Source organism: Klebsiella sp. I138 (assembly GCF_051131765.1).
Classification (GTDB): Bacteria; Pseudomonadota; Gammaproteobacteria; order Enterobacterales; family Enterobacteriaceae; genus Klebsiella.
In genome coordinates, this window is record NZ_CP180447.1 from 397730 (window position 1) to 414462 (window position 16733).

The 16733-nt window shown below is 58.5% G+C and carries 16 protein-coding genes; 9 read left to right on the forward strand and 7 right to left on the reverse strand.

Features of this window, described 5'->3' with window-relative positions; translation table 11 throughout:
- Positions 1–170 precede the first annotated feature (170 nt).
- The 4 genes from osmF to ACMYSK_RS01805 are packed head-to-tail and all read left to right on the forward strand — an operon-like array spanning position 171 to position 3914.
- Positions 171–1088: a glycine betaine ABC transporter substrate-binding protein OsmF gene (gene osmF / locus ACMYSK_RS01790; protein ID WP_434639762.1), complete on the forward strand. Its 918-nt coding sequence runs from the start codon at positions 171–173 to the stop codon at positions 1086–1088.
- 7 nt (positions 1089–1095) lie between these two features.
- Entirely contained in the window at positions 1096–2253 is a 1158-nt protein-coding gene (locus ACMYSK_RS01795; protein ID WP_434639763.1) for an ABC transporter permease, read from the forward strand.
- The gene (locus ACMYSK_RS01800; RefSeq protein ID WP_434639765.1) at positions 2246–3193 is read left to right on the forward strand and encodes an ABC transporter ATP-binding protein; all 948 of its coding nucleotides are present in this window, start codon (positions 2246–2248) and stop codon (positions 3191–3193) included. Before ACMYSK_RS01795 ends, ACMYSK_RS01800 begins: the two co-directional genes overlap by 8 nt.
- Complete coding sequence (locus ACMYSK_RS01805) at positions 3177–3914, forward strand: ABC transporter permease (protein WP_434639767.1); 738 nt, start codon at positions 3177–3179, stop codon at positions 3912–3914. The genes ACMYSK_RS01800 and ACMYSK_RS01805 overlap by 17 nt, the downstream gene beginning before the upstream one ends.
- On the opposite strand, the gene ACMYSK_RS01810 is transcribed toward ACMYSK_RS01805, so the two are convergent.
- Complete coding sequence (locus tag ACMYSK_RS01810) at positions 3889–4002, reverse strand: protein YohO (RefSeq protein WP_071844955.1); 114 nt, start codon at positions 4000–4002, stop codon at positions 3889–3891. The genes ACMYSK_RS01805 and ACMYSK_RS01810 overlap by 26 nt on opposite strands.
- Positions 4003–4061: 59 nt before the next feature.
- Complete coding sequence (locus ACMYSK_RS01815) at positions 4062–4796, reverse strand: MerR family transcriptional regulator (protein ID WP_434639768.1); 735 nt, start codon at positions 4794–4796, stop codon at positions 4062–4064.
- A 209-nt stretch (positions 4797–5005) separates the two neighbouring features.
- Here ACMYSK_RS01815 and ACMYSK_RS01820 point away from each other — a divergent pair, with 209 nt between their 5' ends.
- Genes ACMYSK_RS01820 through ACMYSK_RS01830 form a run of 3 tightly spaced genes read left to right on the forward strand, consistent with a single transcriptional unit; the run spans position 5006 to position 7928 of the window.
- Positions 5006–6694 carry a LytS/YhcK type 5TM receptor domain-containing protein gene (locus ACMYSK_RS01820; RefSeq protein ID WP_434639769.1) on the forward strand — a complete coding sequence of 563 codons (1689 nt, stop codon included), beginning with the start codon at positions 5006–5008 and terminating at the stop codon, positions 6692–6694.
- Positions 6688–7407 carry a two-component system response regulator BtsR gene (btsR, locus tag ACMYSK_RS01825; protein ID WP_434639771.1) on the forward strand — a complete coding sequence of 240 codons (720 nt, stop codon included), beginning with the start codon at positions 6688–6690 and terminating at the stop codon, positions 7405–7407. The genes ACMYSK_RS01820 and btsR overlap by 7 nt, the downstream gene beginning before the upstream one ends.
- A 53-nt stretch (positions 7408–7460) precedes the next feature.
- Positions 7461–7928, forward strand: coding sequence for a DUF1456 family protein (locus ACMYSK_RS01830; RefSeq protein ID WP_434639773.1), 468 nt, complete (start codon positions 7461–7463; stop codon positions 7926–7928).
- Between the two features lie 63 nt (positions 7929–7991).
- On the opposite strand, the gene ACMYSK_RS01835 is transcribed toward ACMYSK_RS01830, so the two are convergent.
- Entirely contained in the window at positions 7992–8453 is a 462-nt protein-coding gene (locus ACMYSK_RS01835; RefSeq protein ID WP_434639775.1) for a YehR family lipoprotein, read from the reverse strand.
- Positions 8454–8633: 180 nt separating this feature from the next.
- Positions 8634–10667: a methionine--tRNA ligase gene (gene metG, locus ACMYSK_RS01840; protein ID WP_434643744.1), complete on the reverse strand. Its 2034-nt coding sequence runs from the start codon at positions 10665–10667 to the stop codon at positions 8634–8636.
- Positions 10668–10819: 152 nt separating this feature from the next.
- Between metG and apbC the strand changes: the two genes are divergently transcribed.
- Positions 10820–11929, forward strand: a complete 1110-nt coding sequence (gene apbC / locus ACMYSK_RS01845) for an iron-sulfur cluster carrier protein ApbC (RefSeq protein ID WP_434639777.1) — start codon at positions 10820–10822, stop codon at positions 11927–11929.
- A 102-nt stretch (positions 11930–12031) separates the two neighbouring features.
- Here the strand turns inward: apbC and ACMYSK_RS01850 are convergent, their stop codons facing one another.
- Positions 12032–12349, reverse strand: a complete 318-nt coding sequence (locus ACMYSK_RS01850) for an RcnB family protein (protein WP_004864698.1) — start codon at positions 12347–12349, stop codon at positions 12032–12034.
- Between the two features lie 188 nt (positions 12350–12537).
- Here ACMYSK_RS01850 and ACMYSK_RS01855 point away from each other — a divergent pair, with 188 nt between their 5' ends.
- Complete coding sequence (locus ACMYSK_RS01855) at positions 12538–13464, forward strand: LysR family transcriptional regulator (protein WP_434639779.1); 927 nt, start codon at positions 12538–12540, stop codon at positions 13462–13464.
- Here the strand turns inward: ACMYSK_RS01855 and ACMYSK_RS01860 are convergent.
- Both ACMYSK_RS01860 and ACMYSK_RS01865 read right to left on the reverse strand, forming a co-directional pair.
- On the reverse strand, positions 13461–14804 hold the full coding sequence (locus tag ACMYSK_RS01860; protein WP_434639781.1) for an NCS2 family permease: 1344 nt from the start codon (positions 14802–14804) through the stop codon (positions 13461–13463). The genes ACMYSK_RS01855 and ACMYSK_RS01860 overlap by 4 nt on opposite strands.
- Before the next feature lie 2 nt (positions 14805–14806).
- Entirely contained in the window at positions 14807–16618 is a 1812-nt protein-coding gene (locus ACMYSK_RS01865; protein ID WP_434639783.1) for an adenine deaminase, read from the reverse strand.
- Positions 16619–16733: the final 115 nt, after the last annotated feature.

The following is a 16733-nucleotide window of genomic DNA, read 5'->3' on the forward strand; positions in this document are numbered from 1 at the left end:
AAGGCGTCAGTCGCCACCCGGCAGAAGCACGAGCTTCATGTTTTAAACCCGTTTGTCATCACTCTCAAAGGCCGAATATTCGGCCTTTTCTTTTTCCGCCTGCACTAAATGAACTACGCTTTTCTCTTAAGCTCCTGTTAATGGAGCGCAAATTAAAGAGGGACGCGGGGATGATAAAGGCAAGTGTTTGGTCAGGTGCGCTGGTGCTGGCAGCGCTGGTCAGCCTGCCGCTACAGGCGGCGGAACCGGTTAAAGTCGGCTCAAAAATTGACACCGAAGGGGCGCTGCTGGGCAATATTATTCTGCAGGTTCTGGAAAGTCATGGCGTGAAAACCATCAACAAGGTGCAGCTGGGGACCACTCCGGTGGTGCGCGGGGCGATTACGGCGGGTGAATTAGATATTTATCCGGAATATACCGGCAACGGCGCCTTCTTCTTTAAAGACGAAAACGATCCGGCGTGGAAAAACGCGCAGCAGGGTTATGAAAAGGTCAAAGCGCTTGATGCGGAAAAAAACAAGCTTATCTGGCTCACTCCCGCGCCGGCCAACAACACCTGGACCATTGCCGTGCGTCAGGATCTGGCGGATAAAAATCATCTGACCTCGCTGGCCGATCTCAGCGCCTGGCTGAAAAAAGGAGGGGTCTTTAAGCTTGCGGCCTCCGCCGAATTTATCGAGCGTCCGGATGCGCTTCCGGCCTTTGAAAAAGCCTACGGCTTTAAGCTCAATCAAAGCCAGCTGTTGTCTCTGGCGGGCGGTGATACTGCGGTGACTATCAAAGCGGCGGCGCAGCAGACCTCCGGTGTGAATGCGGCGATGGCCTACGGTACCGACGGGCCGGTGGCGGCGCTGGGGCTGCAAACGCTTAGCGATCCGCAGGGCGTACAGCCGATTTATGCCCCGACGCCGGTGGTGCGCGAAGCGGTGCTGAAAGCCTATCCGCAAATCGCGCAATGGCTACAGCCGGTCTTTGCCAGCCTGGATGAAAAAACGCTACAGCAGCTGAATGCCAGCATTGCCGTGGAAGGGCTGGATGCGAAGAAAGTTGCCGCAGATTATCTGCAGCAAAAAGGGCTGCTGAAGTAGATTATTCGTGGCTATTCGCTGTTATAACCGCGTATCGCTGCTGCTGGCCGGTTTACTGCTGCTGGTCGTTGCTCTGCCGTTCGTCAACTATGCGCCTAACCGTCTGCTGTCAGGGGAAGGGCGCTGGCTATGGCAGATTTTACCCTGGCTGACGGTCGTACAGGTCTGCGGGGCGCTGCTGCTGCTCCTCCTGTGCTGGCTGCCGGGGCGCAGACCGCTGCTGCTGAGCTTTCTTTTCGTGGATGTGCTGCTGGCGCTGCTGTTCTGGGGCGCGGGACAGGCGGCGGTGCAGCTGGCGCACAGCGGTTCGCCGCTGGCGCGCACCTCGCCGGGCAGCGGCCTGTGGCTGTCGCTGGCGCTGTGCCTACTGTTGGCCAGCGATGCCATCCGGCGGCTGAGCGCGCGGGCTATCTGGCGCTGGCTGCTCAATGTGCAAATCTGGCTGATTCCCTGCGTGCTGCTGGGCGGCGGGGCGCTGGATCAGCTCTCGTTGTTAAAAGAGTACGCCAATCGCCAGGACGTGTTTGATGCTGCGCTGCGCCAGCATTTAACTCTGTTGTTCGGGACGCTGCTGCCGGGGCTGCTGATTGGGCTGCCGATAGGCGTTGGTATCTGGCGGCAGCCCCGCTGGCAGGCGCCGGTTTTCACCTTCCTGAACGTCATCCAGACGATCCCTTCGGTTGCGCTCTTTGGCCTGCTTATCGCGCCGCTGGCGGGAGTGGCCCGCCATTTTCCCGGCCTGGCGGAATGGGGGATTTCCGGAACCGGGATGACGCCTGCGCTGATTGCGCTGGTGTTGTATGCCTTACTGGCGCTGGTTCGCGGAGTCGTGACCGGCCTGCAGCAGGTGCCGCGCGATGCGCTGGAGAGCGCGGGGGCGATGGGAATGAGCGGCGCTCAGCGTTTGTGGCACGTGCAGCTGCCGCTGGCGGTGCCGGTTTTGCTGCGCAGCCTGCGGGTAGTGAGCGTGCAAACCGTCGGCATGGCGGTGGTGGCGGCTCTGATTGGTGCCGGCGGGTTTGGGACACTGGTCTTTCAGGGACTGTTAAGCAGCGCTCTGGATCTGGTCCTGCTGGGGGTGATCCCGACGATTGCGCTGGCGGTGGTGGTCGATGCGCTGTTTGCGCTGTGGGGTGCGTTACTGAAAGGAGAGGCGGGTGATTGAATTTGATGGGGTAAGTAAATCCTTCGCCGGGCTGCCGGCGGTGAAAAACCTGAACCTGAACCTGCGTGAAGGCGCTTTCTCAGTGCTCATCGGGACCTCCGGGTCCGGAAAATCGACCACGCTGAAAATGATCAACCGGCTGGTTGAACATGACCGTGGCACGATCCGTTTTGCCGGGCAGGATATTCGTCAGCAGCCGGTGCTGGCACTGCGCCGACGGATGGGCTATGCCATTCAGTCTATCGGTCTGTTTCCGCACTGGACGGTCGCGCAGAACATCGCCACCGTCCCGCAGCTGCAAAAGTGGCCGCAGCAAAAAATCGCGTCGCGCGTTGACGAATTAATGGCGCTGCTGGGACTGGAACCGACGCTGCGGGCGCGCTATCCGCATCAGCTGTCCGGCGGGCAGCAGCAGCGCGTTGGCGTGGCGCGGGCGCTGGCGGCAAACCCGGAAGTCCTGCTGATGGATGAACCGTTTGGCGCCCTCGATCCGGTTACCCGGGAGGCACTCCAGCAGGAGATGATCCGTATCCACCGCCTGCTGGGTCGGACAATCGTACTGGTCACCCACGATATTGATGAAGCGCTGCGGCTGGCGGATCACCTGGTGCTGATGGACGGTGGTGAAGTCGTCCAGCAGGGAGCTCCGCTGCAGATGCTGCTCGACCCCAAAAATGCTTTCGTGCAGACTTTTTTTGGCCGCAGCGAGTTGGGCGTTCGGCTGCTGTCGCTGCGCGGCGTGGGCGACTACCTTCGGCGCAATGAACGGCTTGCCGGCGATACGCTAAACGTGGCAATGACCCTGCGCGAAGCGCTGTCGCAGTTTATCGCTCACCGCTGCGAGGTATTACCGGTCGTGGATGAACAGGGTGCAGCGTGCGGCACTCTACATTTTGCTGACCTGCTCGGCGAGGAGGTGCGGCGTGAGCCTACTTCGTGATCCGCTGCTGTGGCTGCTGGCGCTGTTTATCGCCATTTTGCTGCTTCTGCCGTACAGCGCGCCGCTCTTCAGCGCGTTGTTTCCTGAGCTGCCGCGCCCGGTCTATCAGCAGGAGAGTTTCGTCGCGCTGACCTTCGCGCATTGCTGGCTGGTGGGGCTCTCCAGCCTGGCGGCGACGGTGGCAGGCGTTGGTGCCGGGGTGGCGGTGACGCGCCCGGCAGGCCGCGAGTTTCGCCCGCTGGTGGAGACCATTGCCGCGATGGGTCAAACGTTTCCGCCGGTGGCGGTGCTGGCGATCGCCGTTCCGGTGCTGGGTTTTGGCTGGCAGCCGGCGCTGATTGCGCTGGCGCTGTATGGCGTATTGCCGGTCCTGCAGGGAACTCTGGCCGGACTCAGCGCCGTACCGCCGGGCGTGGTGAGTATCGCCAAGGGAATGGGCATGACGGACTGGCAGAGGCTTATCAGAGTGGAGCTGCCGCTGGCTGCGCCGGTCATGCTGGCCGGGATCAGGACCTCGACCATCGTCAATATCGGGACGGCAACCATTGCGTCAACGGTCGGGGCGAATACGCTCGGCACGCCGATTATTATCGGACTTAGCGGATTTAACACCGCCTACGTGCTGCAAGGGGCGCTGCTGGTGGCGCTGGCAGCGATCGTTGTCGATCGCGGATTTGAACGGCTGAGTCAGCGGATCAGCCGACACCGCCGCGAACAATAAACGAATAACCGGCGAGCATAACGCCGCTGATCCCGCCGATGGCCATGAATAAGAAGAGGGTGATGACCGCGATTTTCGCTGGCTTCATAATAGGCTCCTGATGTTAACGCAGCGATTATACGGTGAAGCGCAGGTGTTAATAAAACATTAATTGCTATTTAGCCAGATAACGTGCCCCTGCTGCTGCCAGGCCTGGAGCTGCTCCTGCTGCGTGAGGGTCGGGGTTTCGCCGCACCACACCAGCAGGGTGCTGTCAGGGAACAGATCGGGGCGAATCTGCGCCAGCGAGTGGGGAAGGACATCGACCCGCCAGCCTTGTTCACAGGCGATCCAGCCCTCCAGCCACAGCCGCGTAGTGTCGTTGACATTCCAGCCGAGCACCAGTGCATGACTGCCCGGGTGCTTGTAGGCGCTGGCGAGGCGGTGGGCAATATGATTGATCAGGATCCCGTCGAGTATGCTGCGCAGCGCAATAAGCGTCGGCTGAGGGCTGAGCAGGCGGTGGCGCAAAGGGATAAACAGATGGTTGACCAGCGTCAGGGCCGTATAGCTGTGATTACGCTCTTTGATCCATAGCCGCAGGCGATGGTAGCTGCCGTCGTGCAGGTACCCCAGCAAAATCTCCTGCTGCTCACGCCAGCCGCCTTCTTCTTCCCCACTCGTGCTGTCGTTGAGCAGGGTTTTGACCTTACCCACCTGAACACCGGAATCAATCCAGCGCTTAATTTCGCGGATACGGTCAATTTCCTGTTCGCTAAACAGACGGTGTCCTCCGTCGGTGCGCTGCGGTTTCAGTAAACCATAGCGCCGCTGCCAGGCGCGGAGCGTTACGGGGTTGATGTCACAGAGCTGAGCCACTTCACCAATTGTATAAAGCGCCATATATTCCCTCCCGCAAAGTCTCCCTTATAACTGTAGAAGCTGTTTGCGGAAGAAGAAAATTTTGCTCGTTTTTTGTTCGCCTTGTTGGTGGGGGCCGAGCAAGAAGTGTGATCCTGACCATGATTTGTTATTTTCTTGTAGTGCTTCAAAGAAAGTTATGACCCGGCAGTGTATGTTACGCGCTTTCGAGTGAAGCGTGGTCTGTGGGTATGTACGAGTTCGATCTGGTGTTGCTGCTGCTTCAGCAAATGTGCGTGTTTTTGGTCATCGCGTGGCTGATGAGTAAGACGCGGTTGTTCATCCCGCTGATGCAGGTCACCGTCCGTCTACCCCATAAGCTGCTGTGCTACGTCACATTCTCCATTTTCTGCATTATGGGGACCTATTTTGGTCTGCATATCGAAGACTCCATTGCCAATACCCGCGCCATTGGCGCCGTGATGGGCGGCCTGCTCGGCGGCCCGGTCGTCGGTGGCCTGGTGGGGCTGACCGGCGGGCTGCACCGCTATTCGCTGGGTGGCATGACGGCATTAAGCTGTATGGTTTCCACCATTGTCGAGGGGCTACTGGGGGGGCTGGTTCACAGCGTGCTGGTCAAACGCGGGCGGTCGGATAAAGTTTTCAGCCCGCTCACCGCCGGGGCCATTACCTTTTTTGCCGAACTGGTGCAGATGATGATCATTTTGCTGATCGCCCGTCCGTTTCAGGATGCGCTGCATTTGGTGCAAAGCATTGCTGCCCCGATGATGGTAACCAACACCGTGGGTGCCGCGCTGTTTATGCGTATCCTGCTGGATAAACGGGCGATGTTTGAGAAGTATACTTCGGCTTTTTCCGCCACTGCGTTGAAGGTTGCGGCCTCGACGGAGGGGATCCTGCGCCAGGGCTTCAACGAAGAGAACAGCATGAAGGTGGCGCAGGTGCTTATTCAGGAGCTGGATATTGGCGCGGTAGCCATTACCGATCGCGACAAGCTGCTGGCGTTTACCGGCATTGGCGACGACCACCATCTGCCGGGTAAGCCCATCTCGTCATCCTATACGCAAAAGGCGATTGATAGCGGCGAAGTGGTGTATGCCGACGGTAACGAGGTGCCTTACCGCTGTTCAATCCACGCCAACTGTAAGCTGGGGTCGACGCTGGTTATCCCGCTGCGCGGTGAAAATCAGCGGGTGATTGGCACCATCAAGCTGTATGAAGCAAAAAACCGCCTGTTTAGTTCTATCAACCGCACGCTGGGGGAAGGGATTGCCCAGCTGCTGTCGGCGCAGATCCTCGCCGGGCAGTATGAGCGTCAGAAGGCGCTGCTGACCCAGTCGGAGATCAAACTGCTGCACGCGCAGGTGAATCCTCATTTTCTGTTTAACGCCCTGAATACTCTGAAGGCGGTGATTCGCCGCGACAGCGATCAGGCCGGACAGCTGGTGCAGTACCTGTCGACCTTTTTCCGTAAGAATCTGAAGCGGCCGTCGGAGTTTGTCACGCTGGCGGATGAGATTGAGCACGTGAATGCGTATCTGCAAATTGAGAAAGCGCGCTTTCAGGCTAATTTGCAGATCCATATGCTGGTACCCGATGCGTTGGCTCACCATCAGCTGCCGGCGTTTACCCTGCAGCCGATTGTTGAAAATGCCATCAAGCACGGGACTTCGCAGCATCTCGGGGTCGGAGAAATAACCCTTCGCGCCAGCCAGCACGGGCGCTGGCTGCAACTGGATATTGAGGACAACGCCGGGCTGTATCAGGACAATCCCAACGCCAGCGGGCTGGGAATGAGCCTGGTCGACCGACGTTTACGGGCGCGCTTCGGCGCCGACTGCGGTATTACCGTGACCTGTGAAGCGGAGCGTTTCACTCGCGTTACGCTGCGACTGCCTCTTGAGGAGAACGTGTGTTAAAAGTGTTGATAGTTGATGATGAACCGCTGGCACGGGAAAATCTGCGTGTTTTGCTGGAGTCAGCCGGCGATATTGAGATTGTCGGGGAGTGCGCCAACGCGGTAGAAGCGATTGGCGCGGTGCATAAGCTGCGCCCGGATGTGCTGTTTCTCGATATTCAGATGCCGCGGATCAGCGGCCTGGAAATGGTCGGAATGCTCGATCCTGAGCACCGGCCTTATATCGTATTTCTGACCGCTTTTGACGAGTATGCGGTGAAAGCGTTCGAAGAGCATGCGTTTGATTATCTGCTAAAACCCATTGAAGCACCGCGGCTGGAGAAGACGCTGGCGCGTCTGCGTCAGGAGCGCAGCCTGCAGGATATCTCGCTGCTCGATGATACCCAGCAGGCGCTGAAGTATATTCCCTGTACCGGCCATAGCCGTATCTGGCTGCTGCAAATGGAAGATGTCGCCTTTGTCAGCAGTCGAATGAGCGGGATTTACGTCACCGACCGTGAAGGGAAGGAGGGGTTCACGGAGCTGACCTTGCGCACGCTTGAGAGCCGGACGCCGCTGCTGCGCTGCCATCGGCAGTATCTGGTGAATATGGCCCATCTGAAAGAGATTCGTCTTGAGGAAAACGGCCAGGCAGAACTGCTGATGCGGGCCGGGCAAACGGTGCCGGTGAGCCGCCGCTACTTAAAAAGTCTGAAAGAGGCGATTGGTCTGTAAAACGGTGGAATCGTGGTAGACTTAGCGCCAGTATTTTTCATCATGAAGGCATTATGATCAGTAACGATATCTTACGTAGCCTGCGCTACACCCTGAAAACCAATAATAACGACCTGGTGCGTATTTTTGCCCTGGGCGATTCCGTCGTCAGCGCAGAGCAGCTGGTACCGTGGCTGAAAAAGGAAGACGAAGAGGGCTTTCAGCGCTGCCCGGACATTATGTTGTCGATTTTCCTCAACGGCCTGATCTATGACAAACGCGGCAAAGATGAGTCTGCGCCACCGCTGGCGGTAGAGCGCCGGGTGAATAACAATATCGTGCTGAAAAAGCTGCGTATCGCCTTTTCGCTGAAAACCGATGATATTCTCGCCATCATGACCCAGCAGAAGTTTCGCATTTCCATGCCGGAAATCACCGCCATGATGCGCGCGGCGGATCATAAGAATTTCCGCGAATGCGGTGACCAGGTCCTGCGCTATTTCCTGCGCGGTCTGACCGAGCGCGTACACGCCAAACCGTAATTCCCGCTTTTTGACTGGCTCCAGGGAAGGCGCTTGTGCTGCGACCCGGGAGCCACAATCGGTCTACTTCACCTCTTTAAATCCCTGTTCTGTGAGTAGTTTCTCGGATACTGACATGGACACCTCCTGCAACGCGCAGTTGGTCACCATCGAGCCGGGCAGCTTGCACAGTTCGCCCATGTTGGCCCGGGTAAAATCGACGCTGAGATGTTCCAGCGCCGAGGTCTCCTTATAATCAATGGTCTGCTCTACGCCTTTAACGTCGAGGTAAACGCTTCTCATCGGCTCAATTAAGGCCCGCGCCTGTTCCTGATTCGCCGCCCCGATGGTCTGATAGGGAATCGTGTTATTCGCCTCCTGACGCAGGACTTTGTCGCCGACGTAATGGTAGGTAAACACCAGCTCGACGCCGTTCTCCGTCCGGGTAAAGGTTTTGCTCTTTTCTTCGGAGTTATCGCAGCCCGCAAGGCCGACAATCAGAAGCGAAGCCGTCAGAGCGGTGATCATCCTGCGGAAAATATTCATCACGGTCCCTTGGTTGATAGTGAATGACGTCCCGGTTTTCAATCGGCAGACAGGTTGATTATTGTCAGGATTGGCGTGGCGCGCAACGCACAGAAAAGGCAGCACGGCGCTGGAGTGGCCCGATGACGAAGGTGCGGAAGGGATAAAAAAAGCGCTGCCGAAGCAGCGCTGTATGCGGGATTATTTAACCTGCTGACCCGGCTGGGCGCCGCTGTCAGGGCTTAACAGGAAGATATCTTTCCCGCCAGGACCTGCCGCCATCACCATCCCTTCCGAGATGCCGAAACGCATTTTACGCGGGGCCAGGTTAGCAACCATCACCGTCAGACGACCGATCAGTACCTGCGGATCCGGGTAGGCGCTACGAATACCGGAGAAGACGTTACGCTTCTCACCGCCCAGGTCCAGGCTCAGACGCAGCAGCTTGTCAGAACCGTCGACAAACTCGGCGTTTTCAATCAGCGCGATGCGCATATCGACTTTGGCAAAATCGTCAAAGGTGATGGTGTCCTGAATCGGATCGTCCGCCAGCGGGCCGGTGACCGGTGCGGCAGTGGCTTTTACCTCTTCTTTCGACGCTTCGACCAGCGCTTCAACCTGCTTCATCTCGATACGGTTGTACAGCGCCTTGAAGGTGTTGACCTTATGCGACAGCAGCGGCTGCTGGATAGCATCCCAACTCAGTTCGCAGTTCAGGAAGGCTTCAGCACGCGCGCTCAGGCCAGGTAGTACCGGTTTCAGGTAGGTCATCAGCACGCGGAACAGGTTGATGCCCATGGAGCAAATGGCCTGCAGGTCGGCATCGCGGCCTTCCTGTTTCGCCACGACCCAAGGCGCCTGCTCGTCGACATAGCGGTTGGCCAGGTCGGCCAGGGCCATGATTTCGCGCACTGCTTTCCCGAACTCGCGGCTTTCCCAGGCATCGCCGATGGTGACGGCGGCATCGGTAAAGGTTTTATACAGCGCCGGGTCGGCCAGCTCTGCCGCCAGTACGCCATCAAAGCGCTTGTTGATAAAGCCGGCGTTGCGCGACGCCAGGTTCACCACCTTGTTGACGATGTCGGCGTTCACGCGCTGAATGAAATCTTCCAGGTTCAGGTCGATATCATCGATGCGGGAAGAGAGCTTGGCAGTGTAGTAATAGCGCAGGCTGTCAGCGTCAAAATGCTTCAGCCAGGTGCTGGCTTTGATAAAGGTGCCGCGTGATTTGGACATCTTGGCGCCGTTAACGGTCACGTAACCGTGTACGAACAGATTGCTCGGCTTGCGGAAGCCGCTGCCTTCCAGCATCGCCGGCCAGAACAGACTGTGGAAGTAGACGATATCTTTGCCGATAAAGTGGTACAGATCGGCGTCGGAATCTTTCTTCCAGTAGGCGTCAAAGCTTGTGGTATCGCCGCGTTTGTCGCACAGGTTCTTGAAAGAGCCCATGTAGCCGATTGGCGCATCCAGCCAGACGTAGAAATATTTGCCCGGCGCGTCAGGAATTTCAAAGCCAAAGTAAGGCGCGTCGCGGGAAATGTCCCACTGCTGCAGACCGGAATCGAACCACTCCTGCATTTTGTTGGCGACCTGCTCCTGCAGCGCACCGCTGCGGGTCCACGCCTGCAACATTTCGCTAAATGAAGGCAGGTCGAAGAAGAAGTGCTCGGATTCACGCATCACCGGGGTTGCGCCGGAAACGACGGATTTCGGGTCGATCAGTTCGGTCGGGCTGTAGGTCGCACCGCACACTTCGCAGTTATCGCCATATTGATCCGGTGATTTACACTTCGGACAGGTGCCTTTTACGAAACGGTCCGGCAGGAACATGCCTTTCTCCGGATCGTAAAGCTGAGAGATGGTACGGTTTTTGATAAAACCGTTCTCTTTCAGGCGCCCGTAGATCAGCTCAGACAGCTCACGGTTCTCGTCGCTGTGCGTCGAGTGGTAGTTGTCGTAGCTAATATCAAAACCCGCAAAATCGGTCTGATGCTCCTGACTCATTTCGCCAATCATCTGCTCCGGAGATACGCCGAGCTGCTGGGCTTTCAGCATGATAGGCGTGCCGTGGGCGTCGTCGGCGCAGATGAAATTGACCTCGTTGCCGCGCATTCGCTGGTAACGGACCCAGACATCAGCCTGGATGTGTTCCAGCATGTGGCCGAGGTGGATTGAGCCGTTGGCGTACGGCAGTGCGCACGTTACCAGAATTTTCTTCGCGACTTGAGTCATAGTGGGCATTACATCTTCTGTTGAAAAAGGGCTTTTGATATTACCAAAAGGGTAATGGGTGCGCCATAAATGGCTGACCATATATGGATAATCCTCAGCTGTGATAAACTCTGTTATTACTGAAAGCATCTCATAACAACAAAGGAGTCGGGATGAATTCGCAATCCCAGGCCAAATCCCCCGAACGTCTACGTGCGATGGTCGCCGGAACGTTGGCTAATTTCCAGCACCCCACTTTGAAGCATAATCTCACCGCGCTGAAGGCACTGCACCACGTTGCCTGGCTTGACGATACCGTGCATATCGAGATCCAGATGCCATTCGTCTGGCACAGCGCTTTTGAAGATTTAAAAGAGCAATGCAGCGCCGATCTGCTGCGTATTACCGGTGCGAAGGCAATTGACTGGAAGCTGTCGCACAGCATTGCCACGCTGAAACGGGTCAAAAATCAGCCGGGTGTCAACGGGGTCAAAAATATTATTGCCGTGAGCTCCGGCAAGGGCGGGGTCGGGAAATCCTCCACGGCGGTTAACCTGGCGCTGGCGCTGGCCGCAGAAGGGGCGAAAGTCGGGATCCTGGATGCCGATATTTATGGTCCGTCTGTTCCCACGATGCTCGGTGCAGAAGATCAGCGGCCAACCTCGCCAGACGGCACCCATATGGCGCCGATTATGAAATTTGGCCTCGCCACTAACTCTATTGGCTATCTGGTGACCGACGATAACGCCATGGTGTGGCGCGGTCCGATGGCCAGCAAGGCGCTGCTGCAAATGCTGCAGGAGACGCTGTGGCCGGATCTGGATTATCTGGTGCTGGATATGCCGCCAGGCACCGGCGACATTCAGCTGACGCTGGCGCAGAACATCCCGGTCACCGGCGCAGTGGTGGTGACGACGCCGCAGGATATCGCGCTGATCGATGCGAAAAAAGGCATCGTGATGTTTGAGAAGGTGGAAGTTCCGGTATTAGGCATTGTGGAAAACATGAGCATGCACATTTGCAGCCAGTGTGGCCACCATGAACCTATCTTTGGCACCGGCGGCGCTGAGAAGCTGGCGGAGAAATACCATACCCAGCTGCTGGCGCAGCTGCCGCTGCATATTCATCTGCGTGAAGATCTGGATAACGGCACGCCGACCGTCGTTGCTCGTCCGGAAAGTGAGTTCACCGATATCTACCGCCAGCTGGCGGGGCGCGTAGCGGCGCAGCTCTACTGGCAGGGGGAAGTGATTCCCGGTGAGATTGCCTTTCGCGCGGTGTAACGCCGGCGGATAACACAACGCCCTGGACTTTTCTGTGCCGGACCGGACAGCAAAAGGACAGGGCGTTTTCGTTGGCGCTATCTGGCGACAGCCCGTCAGCCATTAGTGCTGATAGAAGATTTCGCCGTCGTAAATTTTGACAATTTTACCTTCGGTATCGGTGATCAGCACGTAGCTGCCGCCCATATAGGTGTAGTGGGTGCCGGCGTCCGGCGCGGGCAGGTTACGCTGCTGCCACTGCTTAATGGTGTATTCTGGCGTTAAATAAAGCGGTGGTACGGTGTCACCTACGCGGAACTGCGTGAAGTCTGCGGTGAAACCATCAAGTTCATATTTTTGCACGCCGCTGGTGGACGCCGCCCATACGGTACTGGTGCTGGCCAACAGTACGCCCAGAAGCATCATTTTTGTTTTACGCATAATTTCCTCATTATTATCCTGGATTACCCTGGACACAAAATTGCAGCCTCGTATCATTCCCGAAGCATGGCCGGGAAGGCAAGCGTTGGTTGCGTTAAAAATGTAAGAAAACGATGGGCGGGTTGCCTGCTTTTGGCGCAGAGGGCCTGTTTTGAGAACAATCCTGGTAGCAGGAGTCGGGAGTCACTATGTTCAGACTGGAAGATCTGACGCTATTTGTCCGCGCGGCGGCGCTGGGCAGCTTCAGCGATGCGGCGCGCGAGGTTGGGCAGCAGCCGGCGCAGGTGAGTGCGGCGATAAAGCGTCTGGAGACCACGCTCAATATTCGTCTTTTTGCGCGTTCCACCCGCAGCTTGCGCTTGACGCCTGAAGGGGAAACCTGGCTGCCCTATGCCAGACAGATGCTCGATACGCTGCATGCCGGGCTGCAAAAAATCCAGGTGCCGGACGACGAAGTCCGCGGGACTTTGCAAATTGCGGTGCCCTCCGACCTGGGGCGTAATCTGCTGTTGACCGTCTTTCGTGCGTTTCGCCAGCGGCACCCGGCGCTGAAGCTGCGGATCCTCTTTTCCGATCATCGCACCGATGTATTTAAAGACCCGGTCGACGTCGCCTTTCGCTACGGCGAAAACGACGATGCCTCATTTATTTCGCTACCCGTCGCCCCGGAAAACAGGCGGGTGCTGGTGGCTTCACCGGCGTGGGTTGCCGAGCACGGCGAGCCGCCGACGCCGCAAGCGCTGGCCCAGCACAATGCGCTACTGTACGTGCTGCGCGGCAGGCAGTTCGACCGCTGGCCGCTAAGTCTTGACGGTGTGGTTGAGCATATTCAGGTTTCCGGCGCCATTGTCAGCGACGACGCCGAGGTGATTCGCCGTCTGGCGATTGCGGGAGAGGGCTTTGCCTATAAGTCAGCGCTGGATGTCAGCGATGATATTCGCGCAGGCCGCTTGCAGATTCTGCTGCCGCACTATCAGGGCGACAGAGTACCGCTCAATATGATTTGCCCGCACCGCAAGCAGCTCTCTGCGGCGGTGCGGCTGCTTTATGAAGAAGTCAAAGCGCACTGTGAAACGGTGCAGGCCGGCGCGCTACGCGGGCCTGCGGGCGATTAGTGCCTGACCAGCGTGGCAAAGTAGTAGACCAGTGGTACGGCGAGGATCCACAGCCCGAGCGGGATTTCTCGCCACTTTCCGGCAACCGCTTTAATCATGATATAAAACAGCAGCCCGCCGGCGATACCGGTGCCGAAGCTGTTCGCAATCAAGGTGATCATCACCATCATTAATACCGGTAGCCCGTCGGTGAAACTGGACAGGTCGACTTTACGCAGGCCGCTGAACATGTTCAGGCCAATCAGGATCAGCGCCGGGGCGGTGGCCTCTTTCGGGATCATCAGGGCAACCGGGGTAAACAGCAGCATCAGCAGGAACATGACCGCGGCGGCCAGCGCCGTGAGTCCGGTCTTACCGCCCGCTTCGGCGGCGGCGGAAGACTCAATCAGCGCGGTAGCCGCCGGGATCCCCAGCCACGGGCCGATGGCCGCGGCAATCGAGTCGACCATAAACGGCCTGTTGATCTGCGGCATATTGCCTTCTTCATCCAGCAGTCCCGCTTCGCCGCCTACCGCCAGCGTGGTCCCCATGGTGGAGAAAAACTCCGAGGCAAAAAAGACAAACAGGTACGGCAGAAAAGCAATATTCAGCGCACCCAGCATATCGACCTGGCCGAGGACCGGTGCTAACGAATGCGGCATCGCGATAAAGCTGCCCGGCAGATGGGTGACACCGGCCGGAATTCCCACCAGAGTGGCAAACAGGATGGCCCATAAAATAGCGCCCGGCACGCGCCGTGCCTGTAGCGCAATGGCCAGAAACAGTCCGCAGAGCGCCACCAGCGCACCAGGGGACAGGAAATCACCCAGCATCAACGCGTTGGTTTTGGCATTCGCCAGCACCAGGCCCGCATTGCGAAAGCCAAGTACCGCCACGAACAAACCGATAGAGGCCGTCAGCCCCAGCTTAATTGACTGAGGTACCGAGCGGGTGACCACTTCGCGCAGGCCGAATTTGGTTAGCAGAAAGAACAGAATACCCGACCAGCAGGCGATACCGAGGCCAATTTGCCAGCCGATCCCTTCGCTCCCGGCCAGCGTGACGCCCACCAGCACCGAGCCACCGATGCCCGGCCCGACGATAAACGGCAGGTTGGCATAAAACGCCATTAGCAACGTCCCGGCGACGAAGACCAGAATCGTCCCCGTGGTGGCAGCGCCTTTATCGATGCCGCCCACGGCCAGCAGGCCGGGAATGACGACCAGCAGATAGGCGGCCGCGAGAAAGCCGGTCACGCCCGCGAGGCACTCGGTACGCAGCGTACTGCCGCGGGATCGCAGGGAAAAGCGCCGCTCCAGCCAGCTTCCCTGCGTTGCGCTATGAAGTGTGTTGTCGGCCATGCTCAGGCTCCCCGGTGATTATTGTTGTGAGGGTCAGGGGCCGGGGTTTCCCGGCAGTCTATCAGCGGCTCGACAATCTGGCGGGTGGTGCCGTCAGTCAAACCCAAATCGGTCAAATGCGGTCCGGCATTACAGGCGAGACAGGTTCCCTCGATGGCCTTAAATACCCGGTAGGGCGGCTCCCAGTCGGCAATTTCCGCACTGAGGTCGCGTAATTCGCGGAACTGTCGCGCGAGCTCCGCCGCCGGAAGCTCGGAGAGCATGCCGGCAATCGGCATCGCCACATGGGCAAGAATCGTACCCTGCCGGGAGAGCGCCATACCGCCCCCGGAGGCAATCAGCTGGTTGGCAGCCAGCGCCATATCCTCGGCGCGACGTCCCAGCACCACGAGGTTATGTGAATCGTGCGAGTAGCTGGTGGCGATGGCTCCGCGCAGCTCCCCCCAGCCTTCAAGCAGGGCGATTTGCGGCGTCGCCTGATGGCGGCCGTGGCGATGCTTAACCCAAATCAGGCTAAACCCGTCAGGCAGCTGAACTTCGCCGTGGCGTACCTGGACTTCAATCTCTCCCCATTGCGTAAAGCGCGCGCCGCGAATGTGCCGCAGGCGGGCAACGCCGTGAACAATCCCGGGCACCCGCAGCACAAAATCGTCCGTGCTCAGCGGCGCCAGCGGTAGCGTATTGCGCGGCGGTGTCACCCCCTCGGCGGCGGCAATCGGCTGGAGAAGCGCGCCGTCACGGGCTATCAGTTCTCCGGCCACGTACACCTCGCGGGCCTGAAGCTTATCCAGTGAGTCAAACACCACCAGGTCGGCGCGGCGGCCTGCCGCAATCAGTCCCAGGTCGTTACGCTGCAGGCGAATGGCGGCGTTCAGGGTGGCGAAGCGCAGAACATCGGTGGCGGCCAGACCGTGCTCAATCAGCAGGTTGAGCAGGGCAATAATGCCCCCTTTTTCCAGCAGCATGTCCGGCGGCACATCGTCGGTGCAGACGGTGATCTGCGAGGAGAGGTGCGGCAGGGTTTTCAGGGCCTTGACGATATCTGGCAGCAGATACGGATGCGAACCGCGAATTTCCAGAGTCAAACCGGCACGCAGCTTTTCCAGCGCATCTTCTGCCGAAGTGAGCTCATGATCGGAGGTGACGCCCGCCGCGAGGTAAGCCTGCAGGTCAGCGCCGCTCAGCCCTCTGGCGTGTCCCTCAATCAGCTTACCGCTGTCGAGACCAGCCTGAACAATCTCCTGCATCCGCTCGCTGCCGTTGAGCACACCATGCATGTCCATCACTTCCGCAACGCCGCAAACCTCCGGCCATGCCAGCATGGTAGTCATCTCCGCCCCGGCAAAGTCGGCGCCGGACATTTCCAGCCCCGGGGTCGATGGTACGCTGGATGGAGCGGCGACCATCACCCGCAGCGGCAGGTGACGACTGGCGGCAACTGCATAGCGCACGCCCTCGACGCCGAGGACGTTGGCCAGCTCATGCGGGTCCCAGAAAACCGCGGTGGTTCCCTGCGCGAGGACAATTTCCGCATAGCGTTCGGGGGGCAGGTGGGAACTTTCAAGATGGACGTGGGTATCCATCAGCCCCGGCGACAGGTACGCGCCTTCCAGCGCATGGTGCTGGTGAGCATCGGTGCGGCTACCGCGCGGGTGCACGCTGGCGATCATCTCGCCAACGATACCGACATCGGCTGCGCGGATTTCACCGGTGACCATGTCGACAATCTGCGCCCCGGTCAGTAACAGGTCAAAAGGCGTTTCGCCCCGGGCGGCCAGGACGGCGCGGCGGCGGTTTTCAGCACTGCTGGACATAACAACTCCGGCACAAGGATAATGGCGATACTCTAGGTGCACAGCAAACGTTTGCCCAGATGAATAAATTTATCGCCCGATAAGCTCGGGTTATTCTGCCCGATTACCCTTAGCG